The sequence below is a fragment of the Photobacterium kasasachensis genome, from assembly GCF_050336885.1.
Classification (GTDB): Bacteria; Pseudomonadota; Gammaproteobacteria; order Enterobacterales; family Vibrionaceae; genus Photobacterium; species Photobacterium kasasachensis.
Map to the genome: position 1 here is coordinate 84,172 of NZ_JAKJSH010000007.1, position 20,256 is coordinate 104,427.

The 20,256-nt window shown below is 46.7% G+C and carries 16 protein-coding genes and 6 tRNA genes; 18 read left to right on the top strand and 4 right to left on the bottom strand.

Annotated features, from left to right (window positions below):
* Positions 1–119: 119 nt before the first annotated feature.
* The 3 genes from L4D19_RS10275 to L4D19_RS10285 all read left to right on the top strand — a co-directional run bounded on the left by L4D19_RS10275 (position 120) and on the right by L4D19_RS10285 (position 2,301).
* A complete protein-coding gene (locus tag L4D19_RS10275) occupies positions 120–986 on the top strand; it encodes a fructosamine kinase family protein (protein ID WP_428452380.1) in 867 nt (288 codons plus the stop codon).
* A 133-nt stretch (positions 987–1,119) separates the two neighbouring features.
* A complete protein-coding gene (gene hxpB / locus L4D19_RS10280; RefSeq protein WP_428452381.1) occupies positions 1,120–1,773 on the top strand; it encodes a hexitol phosphatase HxpB in 654 nt (217 codons plus the stop codon).
* Positions 1,774–2,097: 324 nt separating this feature from the next.
* The gene (locus L4D19_RS10285) at positions 2,098–2,301 is read left to right on the top strand and encodes a CPXCG motif-containing cysteine-rich protein (protein WP_075763419.1); all 204 of its coding nucleotides are present in this window, start codon (positions 2,098–2,100) and stop codon (positions 2,299–2,301) included.
* A gap of 83 nt (positions 2,302–2,384) precedes the next feature.
* Here the strand turns inward: L4D19_RS10285 and L4D19_RS10290 are convergent, their stop codons facing one another.
* Positions 2,385–2,999: a riboflavin synthase subunit alpha gene (locus L4D19_RS10290; RefSeq protein ID WP_428452382.1), complete on the bottom strand. Its 615-nt coding sequence runs from the start codon at positions 2,997–2,999 to the stop codon at positions 2,385–2,387.
* Positions 3,000–3,205: 206 nt separating this feature from the next.
* Between L4D19_RS10290 and L4D19_RS10295 the strand changes: the two genes are divergently transcribed.
* The 11 genes from L4D19_RS10295 to L4D19_RS10345 all read left to right on the top strand — a co-directional run bounded on the left by L4D19_RS10295 (position 3,206) and on the right by L4D19_RS10345 (position 9,749).
* The gene (locus L4D19_RS10295; protein ID WP_428452383.1) at positions 3,206–5,068 is read left to right on the top strand and encodes a diguanylate cyclase; all 1,863 of its coding nucleotides are present in this window, start codon (positions 3,206–3,208) and stop codon (positions 5,066–5,068) included.
* Positions 5,069–5,158: 90 nt separating this feature from the next.
* Entirely contained in the window at positions 5,159–6,529 is a 1,371-nt protein-coding gene (locus tag L4D19_RS10300; protein WP_428452384.1) for an MATE family efflux transporter, read from the top strand.
* Between the two features lie 93 nt (positions 6,530–6,622).
* A complete protein-coding gene (locus L4D19_RS10305) occupies positions 6,623–7,669 on the top strand; it encodes a DUF3080 domain-containing protein (protein ID WP_428452642.1) in 1,047 nt (348 codons plus the stop codon).
* A 136-nt stretch (positions 7,670–7,805) separates the two neighbouring features.
* Positions 7,806–8,066 carry a DUF5062 family protein gene (locus tag L4D19_RS10310; protein WP_075763414.1) on the top strand — a complete coding sequence of 87 codons (261 nt, stop codon included), beginning with the start codon at positions 7,806–7,808 and terminating at the stop codon, positions 8,064–8,066.
* A gap of 65 nt (positions 8,067–8,131) precedes the next feature.
* Entirely contained in the window at positions 8,132–8,929 is a 798-nt protein-coding gene (locus tag L4D19_RS10315; protein WP_160651153.1) for a ParA family protein, read from the top strand.
* A gap of 185 nt (positions 8,930–9,114) precedes the next feature.
* Positions 9,115–9,191, top strand: a tRNA-Val gene (locus L4D19_RS10320).
* A gap of 23 nt (positions 9,192–9,214) precedes the next feature.
* Positions 9,215–9,291 (top strand) — tRNA-Val (locus tag L4D19_RS10325).
* 52 nt (positions 9,292–9,343) lie between these two features.
* A tRNA-Val gene (locus tag L4D19_RS10330) sits at positions 9,344–9,420 on the top strand.
* 23 nt (positions 9,421–9,443) lie between these two features.
* Positions 9,444–9,520 (top strand) — tRNA-Val (locus L4D19_RS10335).
* Between the two features lie 52 nt (positions 9,521–9,572).
* A tRNA-Val gene (locus L4D19_RS10340) sits at positions 9,573–9,649 on the top strand.
* Positions 9,650–9,672: 23 nt separating this feature from the next.
* Positions 9,673–9,749, top strand: a tRNA-Val gene (locus L4D19_RS10345).
* Positions 9,750–10,406: 657 nt separating this feature from the next.
* Here the strand turns inward: L4D19_RS10345 and L4D19_RS10350 are convergent.
* Positions 10,407–10,769: a hypothetical protein gene (locus L4D19_RS10350; protein WP_428452385.1), complete on the bottom strand. Its 363-nt coding sequence runs from the start codon at positions 10,767–10,769 to the stop codon at positions 10,407–10,409.
* 119 nt (positions 10,770–10,888) lie between these two features.
* On the opposite strand from L4D19_RS10350, the gene L4D19_RS10355 reads away from it, so the two are divergent.
* From L4D19_RS10355 to L4D19_RS10365, 3 genes are all read left to right on the top strand, one after another.
* On the top strand, positions 10,889–11,044 hold the full coding sequence (locus L4D19_RS10355; protein ID WP_428452386.1) for a hypothetical protein: 156 nt from the start codon (positions 10,889–10,891) through the stop codon (positions 11,042–11,044).
* Between the two features lie 477 nt (positions 11,045–11,521).
* Positions 11,522–12,622 carry an efflux RND transporter periplasmic adaptor subunit gene (locus L4D19_RS10360; RefSeq protein ID WP_428452387.1) on the top strand — a complete coding sequence of 367 codons (1,101 nt, stop codon included), beginning with the start codon at positions 11,522–11,524 and terminating at the stop codon, positions 12,620–12,622.
* Positions 12,622–15,795, top strand: a complete 3,174-nt coding sequence (locus L4D19_RS10365; protein WP_428452388.1) for an efflux RND transporter permease subunit — start codon at positions 12,622–12,624, stop codon at positions 15,793–15,795. The genes L4D19_RS10360 and L4D19_RS10365 overlap by 1 nt, the downstream gene beginning before the upstream one ends.
* A 230-nt stretch (positions 15,796–16,025) precedes the next feature.
* On the opposite strand, the gene cydB is transcribed toward L4D19_RS10365, so the two are convergent.
* Both cydB and L4D19_RS10375 read right to left on the bottom strand, forming a co-directional pair.
* On the bottom strand, positions 16,026–17,024 hold the full coding sequence (gene cydB / locus L4D19_RS10370; RefSeq protein ID WP_428452389.1) for a cytochrome d ubiquinol oxidase subunit II: 999 nt from the start codon (positions 17,022–17,024) through the stop codon (positions 16,026–16,028).
* Positions 17,025–17,032: 8 nt separating this feature from the next.
* A complete protein-coding gene (locus tag L4D19_RS10375; protein WP_428452390.1) occupies positions 17,033–18,403 on the bottom strand; it encodes a cytochrome ubiquinol oxidase subunit I in 1,371 nt (456 codons plus the stop codon).
* Positions 18,404–18,973: 570 nt separating this feature from the next.
* Here L4D19_RS10375 and L4D19_RS10380 point away from each other — a divergent pair.
* Positions 18,974–20,221: an NADH:ubiquinone reductase (Na(+)-transporting) subunit B gene (locus L4D19_RS10380; RefSeq protein WP_428452391.1), complete on the top strand. Its 1,248-nt coding sequence runs from the start codon at positions 18,974–18,976 to the stop codon at positions 20,219–20,221.
* The last annotated feature ends 35 nt before the right edge of the window (positions 20,222–20,256 follow it).

Here is a 20,256-nt window from a genome sequence, read left to right on the forward strand (position 1 = left end):
CCTATTCGGACAGGCTAAAACCTTGATAAGCGCACAGTAATTTGCTCAATAAATAGACTAAGATGTTGATGAGACACTTATAAAGTCTCGTATTATCTTGATCAGCCGTGGAGGGTGCTATGTGGCAAGCGATTTCTCACCAGCTTTCAGAAGTTTTAGATAAACCATTCAAAATCATTGAAAAGGAACCTCTTGAAGGCGGTGATATCAATGAGTGCTACTGTATTGGCGATGGCAATGATCGGTACTTCCTGAAGCTCAATGATCGTGAGCAACTGATGATTTTCGAGACGGAAGCCGAAAGCCTGCATGTCCTTAACGAAGCTGATTGCATACAAGTCCCTGAATTCATTCACCTCGGTACCTGCCGCGACAAGTCGTTTCTGGTCTTAAACTACCTACCAACCAAAGTGCTTGATAACGATGCCGCCTATACACTCGGGCAAGAACTTGCCAGGCTGCACTCCTGGGGCGAGCAGGCTGAATACGGTTTTGACTGGGACAATTACATCGGACTAACCCCGCAACCGAACAAGTGGCGCAGACGTTGGTGTCGTTTCTTTGCCGAACAGCGCATTGCCTGGCAGTTGCAAATTTGTCAGGAGAAAGGCATCGATTTGGGCAATATTGATACCATCACCAGTCGAGTCATCGACCTTTTGATGCACCACCAGCCCAAACCATCACTACTCCACGGTGATCTCTGGCACGGCAATACCGCCGTTACTGTCACCGGACCGATTATTTTTGATCCAGCCAGTTACTGGGGGGATCGCGAGTGTGATATTGCGATGACCGAACTTTTTGGTGGCTTTCCGCCAACCTTCTATGAGGGTTACCAGTCTGTCTGGCCTTTGGATGAAGGGTATCTAGAGCGTAAAGAGCTTTATAACCTTTACCATGTGCTCAACCACTGTAACCTGTTTGGCGGCAGCTATATTGCTCAAGCCGAACATTCGATAGAGAAACTCGGCCTGCTCAAATAGTCAGGCGCCTTCGGGATTATTCTCTATCTAAGATATATGGTATCTTCAGTAAAAATTACAAGCTGAGCACTTGGCTGGTTATCCTGCCAAGCTCTCGGCTTGTTTTCGTTATTATTCTTACTGAGAGATATTGATGTTACAAGCAGCTGTTTTTGATATGGATGGCCTGTTGGTCGATTCGGAACCCTTCTGGCAACGTGCACAGGTTGAGATTTTCTCTTCGCTAGGCGTGCAAATTGAGCAAAAAGATACCCTGCAAACCATGGGACTACGCATCGATCAGGTCGTCGAGTTTTGGTATGCCAAACAGCCTTGGCAAGATCTCGACTGTGCCACAGTAACAGAAATGATTGTGGTGCGAGTTGAAGAGCTAATCAAAGAGCATAAGCCGATGCTACCGGGTGTACTTGAAGCCCTGGCAACCTGCGAACAGCTAGGTCTGAAAATTGCCCTTGCCTCTTCTTCGCCAATGCGCCTGATCCAGTCAACGCTGGAAGCCCTTTCCCTCGAAAGCAAGTTCTCTGCGGTACTATCTGCCGAGCACCTTCGCTACGGCAAACCACACCCGGAAGTCTACATCAATGCCGCCGATGAACTGGGTGTCACTCCGCAGGCCTGTGTCGCATTTGAAGACTCAGTAAACGGCTTGCTTGCTGCCAAAGCCGCACAAATGAAAGGTATTGCCGTACCGGAAAAAGCCTATGCCGATGATGCGCGCTGGGCGATTGCTGATAGAAAACTTTCCTCGCTTCACGAAGTAAATCAGCAACTAATTGCCAGCCTGTAACACGCTAGATGCTACTATGCTGAGGTAAAGACAAATCGCCCTGTCTTTACCTCATGTTTTGCATACCTATAGTCTTCATAAATGTTCCAAAATCAACACTTTATCAAACAAAACAAATCTTATAAAACCACAAACATCCAGCCAAAAATAACAATCTCTGACAAAACTTTCATTATTTCTCCGAAACTTCTTATCCAATCAAACTTTGCAGTTAATTCTCGGCAAAAACGAATGCATGACGCTAAAGTTTAGTTATATACAATTATTCCTATAAATCAGTAATGAAGCCGATTTTATGTGCTCAGCACCTCTACGGAGTACACTATGAAAAACTATACTGAACAAGGGGTTATATGCCCTCATTGCGGACATAATATTAGGATAACCCTCGATGCCAGCGCAGGTAGCCAAGAGTTTTACGATGATTGTCCGGCATGTTGCCACGCCATTCATTTAACGATGGAAGTTGATGAGCTGCATAAAACCATAAATCTATTCGTTGATGCCGACGATGAACAGATTTTCTAACTAATCTCCCTAGTAGGTGGCTGAATACCCATTAAAACAAACAATCCCTGCAACAGCAGGGATTGTTATTAAACAAAGCGCTACTAGGCGTTTTCTTTTGCCGCCAGCACACGTTCAACGGTATCAACAATGGCCTGTGTCTGGGGATCGATTTCAATATTCACAATATCGCCAGCCTGGCGGCAGCCAAACAGGGTTCGGTTAAGCGTTTCAGGGATCAAATGAACGCAAAAACGATTTTCTTTAACCTCCCCTATCGTCAATGAACAACCATCAATGCCAATGTACCCCTTGCGTAATACATACTTGGCGTAAGCTTCAGGCAGTTGGAACCAAATAGTACAGTTATTCGGACTGGTGATAACCTCGCTGATTTCTGCCGAAAAGTTAATATGTCCCGACATCGAATGGCCACCAATTTCATCGCCGAACTTGGCTGCTCGCTCAACATTCACCGCATCCCCGACTTTCAGCAAACCAAGGTTGGTCACCTTTAATGTCTCCTGCATCAAATCAAAAGCGACCTCGTCACCAGAACACGCAGTTACCGTCAGGCAACAACCGTTATGTGCCACTGAGGCACCAATTTCAAGTCCAGACAACAACTGCGACGGCATCCGAATAACATGAGTTTGAAACTGATCTTTTTTGGTAATTTCGATAACTTCCGCAGTACCCTGAACAATCCCGGTAAACATGGTCTCTCCTGTTGATATTCACAAAGGAACAATTGATTCCCTGTATAAGAGGGCTGCAATTCACTCAGCCAACCCTATAACTTAAACAAAAATCTTATAAAACACGGCTATAACATTTGTAACCATCGACAGGAGAATATATCCTTCGAGGCATTCAATATCAGCCTATAAATTCCTGAATGGCCCAAGGGTATAAAGGGTATAATATGTTAAGTCAATTATCTAAAAACCTTGGTCTGCGTATTCAGTTAATCCTTACCCTGTTGGTTCTGTTAACGGCCATACCTATTGGACTGTTATGGTATCACAGCTCCGAGCAGGTCCGGCTGCAAACCATAGAAAGGCTATACCACCACTCCAGTGAAACCATTTATCACCAACTAGATAATTTCTTTTCTGAAGCTCGGAGTGTCTATCAGCACCAGCAGAGAATTGAAGCAAACCTGCCGACTATCGTTCAGGATCGTGACGAACTCATTGCGTATCTGGCCAACGTGCTAAATCATCACTTTACCATCGACTACTTCTACTTTGCCAACAATGACGGCGGTTTGCTATCTCTTGGGCAAGACTGGGACAAGCACTTCATTCGGCTGGAATCAGAAAACGGGGTTGCAGGCCCTTTAACCAGCTATCAGACCCTGTACAACGGAAAAGGTGGCGTTGCTACCGCAACCACGGATCACTTTGATGCCCGTACGAGAGAATGGTACCAACGCGCACTTACATCAGATAAATCCATTTGGAGTGACCTCTACCCTGGCGCCATTGATCAAAACCAGTTAGGCATTACCCTATCCAAAGCTCTGCGGGATGAAAACAATCAGATTGTTGGCGTATGGGGGCTTGATATCACACTCACCAGCGTGGTCAACGAACTGATTAAAGCCAAACCCAGCGAAAATAGTACCGTAGCCCTCGTTAACGAGGATGGTCAAATCGTTGCCAGCAGCAACCCTCTGCACCGACCTCAGGAAGGCCAACTAATCACAGTGAACTCCCCTCAATCAGACGCACTAGGTCCGCTTTGGCAGCAGATAAGGCTCCACGTTCAACAAAAACACAATGAACTGCATGTTGAATCTACGCTGCCGTTTACGTATCAAGGGCAAGATTGGGTAAGCTACCATACGGATTATCCCTTAAGCGCTAAACGCAATATGCGGATTGTTCTTTACTCTCCATTGTCAGATCTTACTCCTGGATTTCTCCAAGCAAAACACTATGCCATCATTATTACGGTGTTAATGATTGCCCTGGCAACCTACTACGGTTCACTTGGTACCCGCTATATATTGACGCCTATCCGCCAGCTAACCAAAATTGCCGAAGAAATCAGCCAGGGAAAATGGGATAAGAAGATCACCGTTGATCGCGATGATGAAGTCGGACAACTCGAAAAGTCGTTCAACAAAATGACCACGCATATAGAATCAACAATCCGCCAGCTTGATCAGCAACAGCAAGAGACCAAACGGCTGAATACGCTTCTCGAGGAGCAGAACTTACAGCTGGAGGAGCGTGTAAGGGCCAGAACAGAAGAACTGAGTATCGCCAATCGCCAGCTACGCGAGCTTGCTTATATCGACCCGTTAACCGGGATTGCGAACCGTCGCCATTTCTGGGAGCAATTCGAGCAATCCTCCAAAGACGCAGATGGTTGGCTTCTTATTCTGGATATCGACAACTTCAAACAGTTAAATGATCACTTTGGCCATGTTACCGGCGATCTCGCCCTTCAGCACTTTGCCGAATGTTGCCAAAACAGCCTGGCAGAAGGCGATTACATTGGCCGAATTGGCGGCGAAGAGTTTGCCATCTGGTCCGAAGGCAGAAACGCCGAACAAGTTAGACAATTAACAGACCAAATTTTCGAGGGTCTTGAAAAATCACCACTAAAGGTTCAAGACACCTCAATTGTGATTACCACCAGTATCGGTGCCACACGTTGCGTTCCTGGTAAATTGAGCTGCTATGCCATTGCTGATAGGATGCTCTATAAAGCCAAACAAACTGGCAAAAGCAAAGCAGTTATCGATACCCAGCTTCACTCAAATAATCTGGTGTAATAACTCCAACAACAATTGTATCGTCGTTTCGAGGCGCTATAATCCACCCTCGTTTATTTGTATTACTTTTCTCTGCTTCAGGAGCATTCTGTGCATAATTACAGGCGTGAAACACGCCACTTACTCAAGCTAGCAATACCTGTGCTTATTGCCTCTGTCGCCCAAACATCCATGGGGTTTGTCGATACCGTTATGGCCGGTGGCGTCAGTGCAACCGATATGGCCGCAGTTTCCGTGGCGGCAAGTATCTGGTTACCTTCCATTCTATTTGGTGTTGGTTTGCTGATTGCACTTGTTCCTGTCGTTGCCCAGCTAAACGGCTCAGGGAAAAAAGAAAAGATCCCGTTTGAAGTTCAGCATGGTTTTGCGCTTTCGTTGATCATCTCGATACCGATCATGCTTGTTCTTTACAATGCAGGTATGCTCATTGATATGATGGATGTCGAGCCCGTGCTTGGCGAAAAAACCATTGGCTACATGCACGCAGTTCTGTTCGCCGTGCCGGCTTTTCTGTTCTTCCAAACCCTGAAGAGTTTCTCTGAAGGACTGTCGATGACAGTACCGGGCATGGTTATCGGATTCATTGGCCTGGCAGCCAACATTCCGCTCAACTGGATCTTTGTCTACGGTAAATTTGGCGCCCCTGAGCTTGGCGGAGTTGGCTGTGGTGTGGCTACGGCTATCGTCTACTGGCTGATGTTTTTCTCTATGCTGATCTATGTACTGATCAACAAGCGTCTTAAGGCTGCCGGCCTTTTTACTACCTGGCATAAACCACAATTGAAAGCCATTTTGCGATTGTTCAAGCTAGGCTTTCCTGTCGCGGCATCTCTGTTTTTCGAGGTATCACTGTTTGCTGCTATCGCCCTGCTGATCTCACCGCTCGGCTCAATTGTTGTCGCCGCGCACCAGGTTGCCATTAACTTTTCCTCGCTGGTGTTCATGCTGCCAATGAGTCTTGGTGCCGCGCTTAGCATCCGGGTCGGCCATCTGCTGGGTGAAAAGAACCTTACCGAAGCAAAAATCGCCAGCCACTGCGGACTGCTCATAGGCTTGCTGATGTCGATGACAACTGCTGCGCTAACGGTTATTTTCCGTGAAGATATTGCCCTGCTGTATACCGACAACCCAGACGTTGTGATCCTTGCCGGCCAATTGCTCTTCCTGGCAGCTGTCTACCAGTGTACTGACGCCATACAGGTTGTTGCCGCTGGTGCCTTACGCGGATACAAAGACATGCAAGCCATTTTTGTCCGTACCTTCATTGCATACTGGATCCTCGGCCTGCCAATCGGCTATATCCTGGGAATGACAGACTGGATAGCCGAACCAATGGGGCCTCATGGTTTTTGGTACGGAAACATTATCGGCTTAACATCAGCTGCAATCATGCTGGGTGCCCGCATGCACTGGGTTCACAAACAGGACGATGATGCTCAGATAGCCATGTCACTTCGATAAAAAGAATTCATTTTCAACATAAGGCGGCCATGTGTCGCCTTTTCTTTTTTCCATGGTATTCACCATAATAGAAGAAAACGAGTACTCTATGTGATGCCAAACAAACCCTTCTTTTTCGCCATCGTCGTTATAGCTTTACTCACTCTTACAGGGTGCGAATTTACTACGGCTGAAGATAGCCTTGAAACCTACAACGAACGCCTGGCCAACGTACTGGAGGTCTCTCCCTCAAAGAAACCGGATACTGACATTCCGCAACTGGCCGATATTCGAGATTTGCTCTTACCCATTGAAGACATTCGCATCGGGTTACTGGATGCCTATGAGCTAAGAAAGTGCGGTTTGTTTCACTTAATTGCCGAAAGAAATTCAATCCTGGGCAAAGTACAAGATAAAACGCATCGCTTCCGCTACGAACTACTATTCATGGATGGCTTAGAGCACTGCCTCGCTACCCTGCCCCAGGATGCTGAGATCCTTCCCGAGCTCAAACAACTCCACCAACTCAAACAGCAACAGCTCCCCGTTTATTTATGGAATATGCTGACTACCGGAGAGGAATGGCGAAAGCAGTTGCGAATTTATCACAAACCTTTTGGCCTCACTGAATATCCGGGGTTTGCCGCAAACCATGATGCTATGCGTTACTTACTGTACATTCATAACACGCTACAAGATGGCGCTACCGTTCCGCCCAAGCAAGCTGAGCGCCTGTTGGATTACCAACAGCAGATTTATACCCATAGATATTTCGGCCAGCTTGTATATTCGCTCGCCCGCTCCCGGGACTGGCTAAATGCATCTACCCACCTGTTGGAATCCAACGAAGCAAACATCATCTGTGGTGCAAACCGTAACCAGCAAAAAGCGGTCTATCTCAGTAATGTTTTTCATCGTTTTTTTGTCGGGGACATCCAACCCTACCTGGCAGAGCTAGACTCGCAATACAGTCAAATTCAGACCCCGCTGAAAGTGATATTGCAGCCTCCATCTGCCGTCTCTTCCCACTTTAATGCCTACTATCAAAGCTATGTTGCCGGTGAACTGCATGCCAGCTTCAGAGACGCTATCCTTAAGCATGTGGAATTTTGGCAACGGACCTTCAAGCGATGCCAGCTCAAGCTCGGGACACAAAATTAGCGATTGCACAGTATTTGAATAAAATCATACTGTTATTTCTGCGCTGTTCGCTCTAAGATGAAAGCTCGGCAATACCTATTCGCTAAGTTCATCCGGCTGTGTGAACTCAGCAAATCCGTATTGCAAGGAGCAAACAATGAAGAAACACAAGAATGAAGCCAAACTGCTTAAGAAAGCTCTAGAGCTCGGCATGGCGTTTGCGAAAAAGCAAGGATATGGAGACCTCGACAAAACGGTCTCGCCGAAAGACAAAGTCGAATGCATCTACCGCCTTTTAGTCGAGGCGAAACAAATTACCCCGCTAGCAACCAATCAGGAAGATGGTCCTAACATGAAGCACAAGTTAGTGCTGTGGATTTCACGATTATTACCCCCTGATCACGAGTTACTCAAATAAGCATTGCGACTCATAATAGCGTCAGGTAACGTATTCTAATTACACATATTCCAAGGTAGGAAACAATGCGTCGGGTAGTATTCAATCAAAAAGGTGGAGTGGGAAAATCAAGCATCGCGGCAAACTTGGCAGCACTAAGTGCAGCCAATGGTTATAAAACGTTATTGATTGATCTCGATGTACAAGGCAATAGTAGCCATTACCTCGGCTATGATATCAACAGCGATAGCAATACGACGGTAGCTGATTTACTCAATCAAACTGTCGGGTGGTTTTCAGTATCGACGCCGGTCAAAGACTTTCCGCAACCCACGCCTTTCTCTAACCTTGATATTATTCCCTCGAGCCCTAAGCTCGAAAAAATAGAATCTGAACTCGAACGACGCTATAAAATCTACAAGCTTCGAGATGCCCTGGATGAGCTCGAGAAAAGCTATGATCGCATCTATATCGATACGCCGCCGAACCTGAACTTCTTCAGTAAGGCCGCCCTGATCGCAGCCAAACGGCTGTTAATTCCTTTCGATTGCGACAGCTTCTCTCAACAAGCACTGATCACCTTGCTCAATAATGTGGCCGAACTTCGTGAGGATCATAATCCCAAGCTGGAAGTCGAGGGTGTGATCGTTAATATGTTCAATGCCCAGGCCAACTTCCCGGCCCAGATCATCGCCGATCTGAGTGATCTCGGGTTGCCGATTCTAGAGCCTTATCTTCCGCTTTCGATCAAAATGAAAGAGTCTCACTACCACCAGCAACCTCTGATCCATTTGCTGCCTAACCATAAGCTGACCATAACATTCGAAAAGCTCTTCCATACCCTTGAAGAAACTGCAGATAAAACAGCAGAAATCGAGCAATAACAAGCCATTATATTCGCGCTATTCTAAAGTTGATTAGCGCGAAACTCCCCACAACTGCCGATTCGGCTCCCGCTTTGGACAAACTGTAAGCAAACAATCTCTTTTTTCTGACTTTCTGGATACTTGCACTTGCACCACCAGAATGAAGTGTTTAATATCCTCCTTGTTCTCAGGAACACAACAGTACGACCGTAGCTCAGCTGGTTAGAGCACCACCTTGACATGGTGGGGGTCGGTGGTTCGAGTCCACTCGGTCGTACCAATTCTCGATGAGAATTATAATTTGCGTCTGTAGCTCAGCTGGTTAGAGTATCGCCTTGACATGGCGGGGGTCGGTGGTTCGAGTCCACTCAGACGCACCAAATTTCAGTACACTGCATTATTCGATATGAATGCAGTCTACTTAAAAATGATACGACCGTAGCTCAGCTGGTTAGAGCACCACCTTGACATGGTGGGGGTCGGTGGTTCGAGTCCACTCGGTCGTACCAATTCTCGTTGAGAATAACAATTTGCGTCTGTAGCTCAGCTGGTTAGAGTATCGCCTTGACATGGCGGGGGTCGGTGGTTCGAGTCCACTCAGACGCACCAAATTTCAGTACACTGCCTTATTCAATATAATTGCAGTCTACTAACAAATGATACGACCGTAGCTCAGCTGGTTAGAGCACCACCTTGACATGGTGGGGGTCGGTGGTTCGAGTCCACTCGGTCGTACCAATTCTCGATGAGAATAACAATTTGCGTCTGTAGCTCAGCTGGTTAGAGTATCGCCTTGACATGGCGGGGGTCGGTGGTTCGAGTCCACTCAGACGCACCATACATAAGAAAGCCTGTTCTTAGGAACAGGCTTTTTTCGTTTAGGTGTCCTACCCAAGCCAAACTACCTCTGCCCTAAAACGGAAAAGCCCCTGAGAGTTAACTCAGGGGCTCGGTCGTAATCAATGTGGCAGAGTGCCATTTGCTGAGAAGTGTTGGGAGGGATTTTGAGAGTATGTGTTACATTAATTACGCTACGGTCGGCGAGATCACTTTGTTAAACTTTATATCACCATCTTTTCCTTGAAAACCTCGACATAAGTAGTAACTGTAACTAAAAAAATGGACATATTAAGTAGCATCTAAGTTTGAAATCGACTTTTATCATCATAATCAAACTTGAAAGCAACAAGTGTCTAGATATCAAGACGCTTGTGTATTAATTTGGTAGGAAAGCTGAAGCAGTCTAACTTCAAGAAATTAGGATGCTTTTATTTTATAAGTATTGGCTAATCCTTTCGTGTATCCTCACCTATTTCTTACACCTGCACAGCGCTACGCCTTCTGCTACTTTGTACGCAGCGGGAGTGGATGCAGGAACATAACGCTATCACCAAAACTAATCCATTACGCCTTAAACACAAAACCCAACCTTAAATGGAAAATGCCAAGCGTTGAGAATCACTCTTAAATGCCTTGATAGCTCGGTGCAAACAATTCATTTAATAACGTGATTGTCGACAGATTGATACGATCCCCATCCACCTTTCTCTACTTTCTCTGGTACGCCAGAAATAATATTGAAAGATACAATATATCTGTCGTATGAGAATTCAGAAAAATCATCTGAGTGAAGAGAATTTTTATCTACAAAGTCAAGTTCTATATAACTTTTGGCCAGTTCTTTACTCTTAGTGTTTACATCCATACCTATAAAAACTAGCTCACTTGCTGATACCTTTGGGTTAGCCTTCTCGATCTCTTTAATTGAGTTTTCTTTAAGGATCAAAATGTTCATTCCCTCTGCGGCTTGAGCAGTCCAAGCAAAAATGAACACTAAAAATATTGGTAATAACTTCATATTGTTTCCTTGAAAAACTAACATTATATTTTACGAACTGAGATCGTATAACGCCCATGCTTTTTGTTCAACTTTTACCAACAAATCATATATTTAAACTGTATGCTGTGATCACATCAATGAAGATCGGTCTTACCCACTGGCGCCCTCGCCCATTTCTTACACCTGTACAGCGCTACACCTTCAGCTACCTTTACGCAGCGGGAGCGTATGACGCCTTGGCGGGTGAAGATGCAATATCCGCAATCACAGACAGTCGTTTCGTATGGGGCTAATAGCATCAATTTAACTTCAAGGTAAACGGATACATACCAAAAAAGTTCAGGCAGTTCGCGACCAATGCGTTCAGGTGAAAACGCAAACAGGCAAATAACCGAAATGTATTCGGTTACATAGCATTCATTTCCTGAATGCCAAAATTAAAAGTTTGAAGTGCGCTGGAATTTAATAAGAAAAAAACACCCTAAATGACGCAAATTTCATAAGAAAGATCAACCCAGAAAGCGATATGCTTCTAAAAAAGAATAATTCTCAGGAAGATCATCCAATAACTTTAACTTATATATTGATAATAAGAGAGTTAATCCAAATGATGGAATACTCTGTCAGTCATCGTTATTAGATGTGAAACCACCAGCAGATATTCAATGATGATAATATAAGCATCATATTGCAGCCGATTGGCTCAACCTAAAATCTCTGGACTGTATCCATTCGATATCGTCCCACCTGCCATACAAGGATTGTGATATATGATGTCAGTTCGCCGATTTCTTTCCCAAAAACCTTGGATCATCTCTCTTGCTATCCTGCTTGCTATTGGACTGTGGCTGCTCAGTGGTACCTCCGGAACCGAACCGGCACCACAAGCTGAAGCTTCTCAGCCTAGTGAAAAAGAACAAGCACCATTAGCAAAAGTCGTTGTAACCAACTTCAAATCGCAACCTACCCAACGCTCTATATCCTTATACGGGCGTACTGCTCCTGACAGACAGGCAACCTTGGGAGCAGAGGTTTCTGGAACCGTAGATAAGCTGCTGGTTCGTAAGGGGCAACGGGTTACCGAAGGCCAGCCGCTGATCCAGCTCAACAAGGCTGATCGCGAGCTACAACTCAAACGTGCCGAGGCGTTGTTAATGGTTCGAGAGAAGGAACACAACGCAGCAAGATCTCTTCGCGAGCGCGGGCTACAGGGCGAAGTGGCATTAAGCCAGGCAGAAGCTTCACTGATTGATGCAAAGGCCACGGTAAGAAACCTGGAACTGGCACTGGAAAACACCCTGATCGAAGCGCCGTTCGACGGAATTGTCGAGACGCTGCACATAGAAAAAGGTGACTACCTTGGCGTTGGCGATCCTGTCGCAACCGTGGTTGATCTCAATCCTTTAGTAATTAATGCTGATGTCAGCGAGCGCCATATCCAGCAGATCCATACCGGGCAGAAAGCGCGCATTTCACTGCTGAATGGCTACAGCACTGAGGGAGAACTCAGATATCAGGCCAGCGTAGCCTCGTCGCAAACCAATACCTTCGCCATTGAGATTGAGATCCCGAACCCGGACATGAAGTTAGCAGCTGGCGTCAGCGCTGATGTCGAGCTTAAACTTGATAAGCAATCGGCTATCAAAGTAACGCCTTCTATGTTGGCACTGGATGAGTCAGGCAACCTGGGCATTAAGACCCTTGCCGATGATAACCGCGTCAACTTTATTCCTATTGCGATTGTCAAAGTAGAACCCGATGGCGTCTGGCTCAGTGGGGTTGGCGATCAAGTTGATGTTATTACTGTCGGCCAGGGCTTTGTACGTGCAGGCGATAACGTCATTCCGGTGCATCAGGCGGAGAATGAATAATGTTCGCGATTATCGATGCGGTATTAAGCCGCACACGCACCATGATCACCTTGTTAATTCTGATCTTGATCGCTGGTGCCATTATGTATCAGGTGGTTCCCAAAGAAGCGAACCCCGACGTTACCATTCCCGTTATCTATACCTCTGTGTCACACGAAGGGATCAGCCCAGAAGACTCAGAGCGACTGCTTGTTCGCCCGCTGGAGAAAGAACTTCGCTCAATTGAAGGTATCAAAGAGATGAAAGCGACGGCTGCAGAAGGCTATGCGTCTGTGGTACTTGAGTTCAATGTAGGCACCGATCTTGACGAGGCATTGGTCGATGTTCGCGAAGCTGTTGATACCGCCAAAACTAAGCTGCCTGCCGATAGCGATGATCCAATCGTAAAAGAAGTGACGATAGCCAGCTTTGATCCGGTCCTATCCATGGTGCTTTACGGGACCGTCCCTGAAAGGACGATCATCCAAATTGCACAGCAGCTTCAAGACAAACTGGAGAGCTACCGCCAGGTACTGGAAGTCGATATTGCCGGCGACCGGGAAGATGTTGTAGAGGTTGTTGTCGAACCCCTGCTGATGGAGAGCTACGGCCTTGACCAAAATGACGTATTCAATCTCGTCTCACGTAACAACCGTGTGGTGGCAGCCGGGTTTATTGACAGCGGTTATGGCCGTTTTTCTGTCAAAGTTCCCTCGGTATTCGACTCGCTCAAAGACATTCTTGAACTGCCCATCAAGGTAGACGGCAATAAAGTTATCACTTTCGGTGATATCGCCACAGTACGTCGCTCGTTTCGTGATCCGAACAGTTTCGCTCGTCTTAACGGCCAGCCCGCTGTTGTCCTCGATGTGAAAAAGCGAAGTGGCGAGAACATCATCGAAACCGTCGAATTAGTCAAGGCTGTGGTTCAGGAAGCCCAGCAAACGGCAATGTGGCCCGACAACCTGCTGGTTGAGTACACTCTCGATCAGTCTAAAGATGTCAAAATCATGCTTGCCGACCTGCAAAACAATATCATGTCGGCAATTGTCCTGGTTGTGGTTGTCATACTGGCAATCCTCGGCTCCCGAACTGCCCTACTCGTTGGGATCTCAATACCCGGCTCATTTTTAACCGGTTTACTCATACTCGCTATGAGCGGGCTCACCGTAAATATTATTGTTCTGTTCTCCCTGATCATGGCTGTCGGTATGTTAGTGGACGGTGCTATTGTCGTCACTGAGTATGCTGATCGTAGAATGCTGGAAGGTACCCCACGCAAACAGGCATACCGGGAAGCGGCGAAACGCATGGCATGGCCTATTACCGCCTCAACAGCAACGACCCTGGCAGCCTTCGCCCCCATGCTGTTCTGGCCGGATATTACCGGGGAGTTTATGCGCTATCTGCCGTTAACCCTGATAGCCACACTGAGTGCCTCCCTGATTATGGCGCTCCTGTTTGTTCCTGTGGTTGGCAGTGTCATTGGTAAACCTCAACAGAACAATAAAAAAGAGCTTCAACGGAAGTTGGCGCTCGAACGAGGTGAGTTCGATAAAGCTAAAGGACTTACCCGGCTTTACCTGAATAGTCTGGCTATCGCAATTCGCCATCCCTTAAAAATACTTGCTGGTGCCCTGTTGTTCGCGGTGCTCGTTGCTTTTGGCTATGCGAAGGCTGGACTCGGTGTCGTATTCTTCCCCGAAGTGGATCCTCCTCACTTTTCGCTTAAAGTGCGTTCTCACGGTGACTTGTCGATTTATGAAAAAGATAAGCTGATGCGCGATATCGAAGCGAGGATCATCGGTACAGCGGGGATCAGCAGCGTCTACACCCGAACTGGCGGGGAAGATCAAATCGGCTATATACAACTTAATCCGCTAGACTGGCAGTACCGTGCTCCTATCAAGGATATTATCGCCGAGCTTCGGACCAAAACCGATGATCTGGCCGGCGTCGAGCTGGAATTCAAGTCACCGGATGCCGGGCCGCCAAGTGAACATGATCTGATCATTGAAGTAGCCGGTACCAATAGCTCAGACATGACCGAAGCCGTACGGCAGATCCGCCATTGGGTAGAATCTCAGGCCACCTTCACCAATATTTCCGATTCCAGTAACAAGGCAGGGATCGACTGGGAAATCAAAATTAACCGCGATGATGCTGCTCGCTTTGGTGGTGATGCCACGCTTGTCGGTAATACAGTCCAGTTTGTTACTAACGGCTTGAAAATTGGTGAATATCTGCCGGATGATACTGATGAAGAAGTCGATATACTTGTGCGCTACCCACAGGACAAGCGTGATATCGGCCGCTTTGATGAACTGAGGATAAAAACGCTCTATGGATTAGTTCCTATCACCAACTTCTCCAGTATTGCACCATCACCGAAACAGCACACGATCAGCCGTACTGACGGTAAACGCGTTCTGGAAGTTATGGCAGACGTTGCCCCCGGTTATAACCTGAGCTTAGAGCTTCCTAAGGTTCAGGCTGCTATCGATGTTATGCCATTAGCTGATAATATTAATGTCAAACTTCGCGGGCAAAACGAAGATCAGGATAAGTCATCTCAGTTCCTTCAATCAGCCTTTGTTGTTGCACTGGCTGTAATGGGACTGATCCTTGTCACCCAGTTCAATAGTTTCTATCAGGCCTTGCTGATTTTAAGTGCCGTGCTGTTTTCAACCGTCGGTGTTTTCCTCGGCTTACTCATCTTCCAACGTCCATTTGGCATCATAATGTCTGGAATTGGTGTTATCTCTCTGGCTGGTATTGTGGTCAACAACAATATCGTTCTTATCGATACCTATAACCAATTGCGCCGAAAAGGCTATGAAAAAACGGTTGCCATAATGCATACCGGTGCCCAGCGTTTACGTCCTGTTATGTTGACCACCATCACGACAGTGCTGGGCCTGATGCCCATGGTCATGGAAATGAACATTGACCTGCTAAACAGAAAAGTGGAATTTGGTGCGCCCAGTACCCAATGGTGGTCACAGCTGGCAACAGCAGTAGCAGGCGGCCTGACGTTTGCTACATTGCTCACCTTGATTTTGACACCTTGCCTGCTCATGTTAGGTCGTGATAAGCAGCAAAAGAGTCAGCAACAGCCCCCCTTCAGGCCCGATGATACGATTGAAATCATGGAAGAAACAGACGTATCGACAAAGACGAAGGTAACCCTATGAAAAGGGAGCTAGCTTACTAGTCACTTCTCCTTTCGTTATAACTCCGTGCACCTTGGAGCAACAAGGTGCACGGAGTGTTGACCCTTAATTAGCTAAACTAGCTGGAAAAAAACTGTCCTAGGTAACATTCAGTGCCCAGCGGATCAGTAACGCGACCAGTGACAAACTCAACACGCCGCAAAACCACAACGCAACAAACCACAGCCAGCGTTTAAAACACGGATTGATCATCAATGGTACCCTTCATCTTCATTCAGCTTGCCTCGGAACACCCAGTACGAATACGCCGTATAGGCAATGATCAACGGCAATAACACGACCGCGCCAGCCAGCAGAAATTTCAAGCTGGTATCAGGCGCAGCAGCCTCAGCATAAGTCAGGCTGTGCGGGACAATATAAGGATAGGTACTAACACCAAATCCCAGCGAGGCCAGCAGGAATAGACCAAGGCTGGCCAGATATGCCTTAATAGGTTTATGTTCTATCAGGTCTTTAAACAACAGGTACACCAGATAAGCAGACCCTGCCGGGATCAGCAAGAACAAAAATGCCTGCGGAAATGAGAACCAGCGATCAGCGATTTCGCTATTTCCTAAAGGCAGCCACAAGCTCAGGATCCCAACCATAACCACCATAATCAAGGCACACCTTTTGGCTGTCGAGTAATAGCGACTCTGATAAGGTTTCGGCAGTTTAATCAATAACCAGCAGGCACCAAGCAAGCTGTAAGCCGCAATAGTTACCAATCCACAGAAAACACTGAAGGGGGTGAACCAGTCGAACCAGCCGCCGCTATACTGCCTGTCAGCCACTTCAATGCCTTGCAATAAGGTGCCAAGCATCATGCCCTGGGTGAAGGTTGCCATCAGTGAGCCAATAAAGAATGAGCTATCCCATAGAAATTGCCCGCGCCGGGTCCGGAAACGGTACTCGAATGCGACTCCTCTAAAAATGAGCCCGAGCAACATCATGATCAACGGGGCATACAAGGCAGGCATTACCACCGCATAGGCTAAAGGAAATACGGCAAATAAACCGCCGCCACCAAGCACCAGCCAGGTTTCATTACCGTCCCATACCGGGGCGATACTATTCATCATCAAATCTCGCTCTTTGGTTGAATCGCCGGCAATAAACAAAATCCCAATACCGAGATCAAATCCATCAAGTGCTACATAGGCGAAAACCGCAATAGCAATGAGCATGTACCATATCAATGCGTAATCCATATGGCCTCCTATAGCGTTGGGTCAGTTGTGGTTGATACAGCCGATTGGCCTTTCAGCTCCGCCTGGTACTTGGTCGGCGATTTACGCATCAGCCTAAGCAGGTAGAAAAAACCTGCGCCAAAAACAGTGAAATACACCACAACAAATGCCGCCAGCGACACACTTACCGCAGCAGCGTTAACGGGTGAAATGGAATCTATGGTTCTCAGTAACCCATAAACGGTAAATGGCTGTCGCCCTACTTCCGTGGTCACCCAGCCACAAATAATGGCGACAAAGCCAGTCGGAGCCATCACAACGCAGCAGCGGTGGAACCACTCATTATGGTAAAGCTCGTCTTTTCTCCTCAACCACAAACTAGTCAGGCCGATTGCCAGCATCAGAAACCCGATCCCAACCATGATCCTGAAGCTCCAAAAAACGATACCGACTGGCGGATGTTCATCCTCGGGAAACGCATCTAACCCCTTCACCTCGCCATTCCACTCATGCGTGAGGATCAGGCTACCGAGATGCGGAATCGCGATTTTGTAATCAACGGTTTTCTCTTCTTCATTGGGTAAGCCAAACAAGATCAGTGGAGCCCCTTTTTGGGTTTCAAAGTGCCCTTCCATCGCAGCCACTTTGGCGGGCTGGTGCTCAAGCGTATTCAGGCCATGAAGATCCCCCACGATTACCTGGATCGGGGTGACTATCGCGGCCATCCACATTGCCATTGAAAACATGGTTCGTGCCAAATGATTGCTCTGAGAACGCAACAAATGAAAAGCCCCGACTCCTCCCACGACAAAAGCCGTCGTCAAGAATGCCGCCAGCACCATATGAACAAGACGATAAGGAAAAGAAGGATTAAAGACGACGGCCCACCAGTCTTCAGGGATAAACTGGCCAAGCTCATTCATCGAATAGCCCGCTGGTGTCTGCATCCAGCTGTTTACAGAAAGGATCCAGAATGCTGAGAACAGGGTACCGAATGCGACAATAACAGTAGACAGGAAATGTAGCTTTTTCCCGACTCGGTTCATACCAAACAGCATCACACCAAGAAAACCCGCCTCAAGAAAGAAAGCAGTAAAGACTTCATAACCCATCAGAGGGCCAAGCACGGGGCCGGTTTTGTCAGAAAAGACACTCCAGTTAGTACCAAACTGATAACTCATCACAATGCCGCTGACGACGCCCATCCCAAAGCTGATAGCGAAGATTTTTATCCAGTAATGGTACAGCTCGATATATTTGTGTTTGCCTGTTTTTAGATACAAACCTTCCAGCACAGCCAGGTAGCTCGCCAAGCCAATAGTGAATGCCGGAAAAATGATATGGAAAGAAACAGTAAATGCGAATTGGAACCTTGCCAGATCAACTGCGAGTTCATTCATAGTTGCTCCTTAGCCCAAACCAACGTATCAAGGTGCCCGGTTCAGGTAGTACATGTGATGAAAGCTCTATTATGCTAATACGATCAAAGTTAAATTATGGTTCATCTATCTGCATTCGTTGGGACATTTTCAGTACGATTAACGCTATTAACTATCATTAGGCGTTTTATTATTTTTGTAACCACCTAATTATTAGCCTCTTCATCCTTTGACAAACAACAATGAAAAACACAAGGATATTAATAATCCGCCCTTAATGATAAAACCACAATAATTGTGTTTGAATAAGCCTCCTCTCTGAATTTGTACATCAATGATGACATTAATATATTCCTTAACTTGGCAAAGAAACACAAACCAATGATAATTAACAACATTATTACCAACCAATTTAGTGAGATATATTTCATCGATATTTTAGAGTTTATCAATCAGATATTTCTTCTTGCCATTACCCTTAGTTAAGCGTATAGATATAAATTAAACCACCACTCAGCCCTTGCTAGTAATGATATTTACTGGCACGTCATCTTACGTTTGAATTTTGTATTTGATGTGAGGGCACACTTTATGAGTCTTAAACGAACTCTTGAAAAAATGGAGCCGGACTTTGAGCCCGGAGGGAAATATCAAAAATGGCATGCATTGTATGAGGCCATTGCAACCATCATCTACACACCCGGCACGATCACTAAAGGTCACACCCATATACGTGATAGCATTGATTTAAAGCGAATCATGATCATGGTGTGGCTAGCGACTTTCCCTGCCCTATTTTGGGGAATGTACAATATCGGTAACCAGGCCATTATCGCACTCAATACTATCTACTCGCCTGAACAGATAGTAACCCTTGCCGAAACCAACTGGCATTATGCGACAAGTCTTGCGCTTGGCGGATCTCTCGCCGACAGTGCAGGATGGGGCAGCCGCATGCTATTAGGGGCTGCCTACTTCCTGCCCATTTATCTGACCGTTTTTATCGTCGGCGGTTTTTGGGAAGTTCTTTTCGCAGTCATACGCAAGCATGAAATCAATGAAGGCTTCTTTGTCACTTCAATTTTATTTGCCCTCATCCTCCCGCCTACCACTCCGTTGTGGCAAGCGGCTTTGGGCATCACTTTCGGTATCGTTGTTGCCAAAGAAGTCTTTGGAGGAACAGGCCGAAACTTCATTAATCCCGCGCTCGCCGGACGGGCTTTTCTCTACTTTGCCTATCCAGCACAACATTCTGGCGGCTTAGTCTGGGTCACAGCCGATGGTTACACCGGGGCAACAGCGCTCAGTCAGTGGGCCGAAAGCGGTCCCTCGGCACTGATTCACAACACAACCGGCGACTCAATTAGCTGGATGGACGCATTTATTGGCAATGTTCCTGGGTCCATTGGCGAGGTGTCTACTCTGGCACTGCTTATCGGCGGTATCATGATTATTGCCATGGGTATAGCCTCATGGCGCATTGTAACCGGTGTGTTCCTGGGAATGGTCATCACCTCGACAATGTTCAACCTCATTGGCTCGGAAACTAATCCTATGTTTTCAATGCCGTTTTGGTGGCACTTGGTGTTAGGTGGGTTTGCATTCGGGATGTTCTTTATGGCCACCGACCCGGTTTCAGCAGCATTTACAGACAAAGGAAAGTGGGCATTTGGGGTACTGATTGGAGTGATGACAGTGCTGCTTCGTGTAATTAATCCGGCCTACCCTGAAGGCATTATGCTCGCCATTCTCTTCGCCAATCTCTTTGCGCCCATTTTCGACTTTTTTGTTACCCAAGCCAATATCACAAGAAGGAAGCGCAGATCGCACTCTGGCTGAGGAGGCAATTGGTTTCTCTGGCACTCAATTGCTTT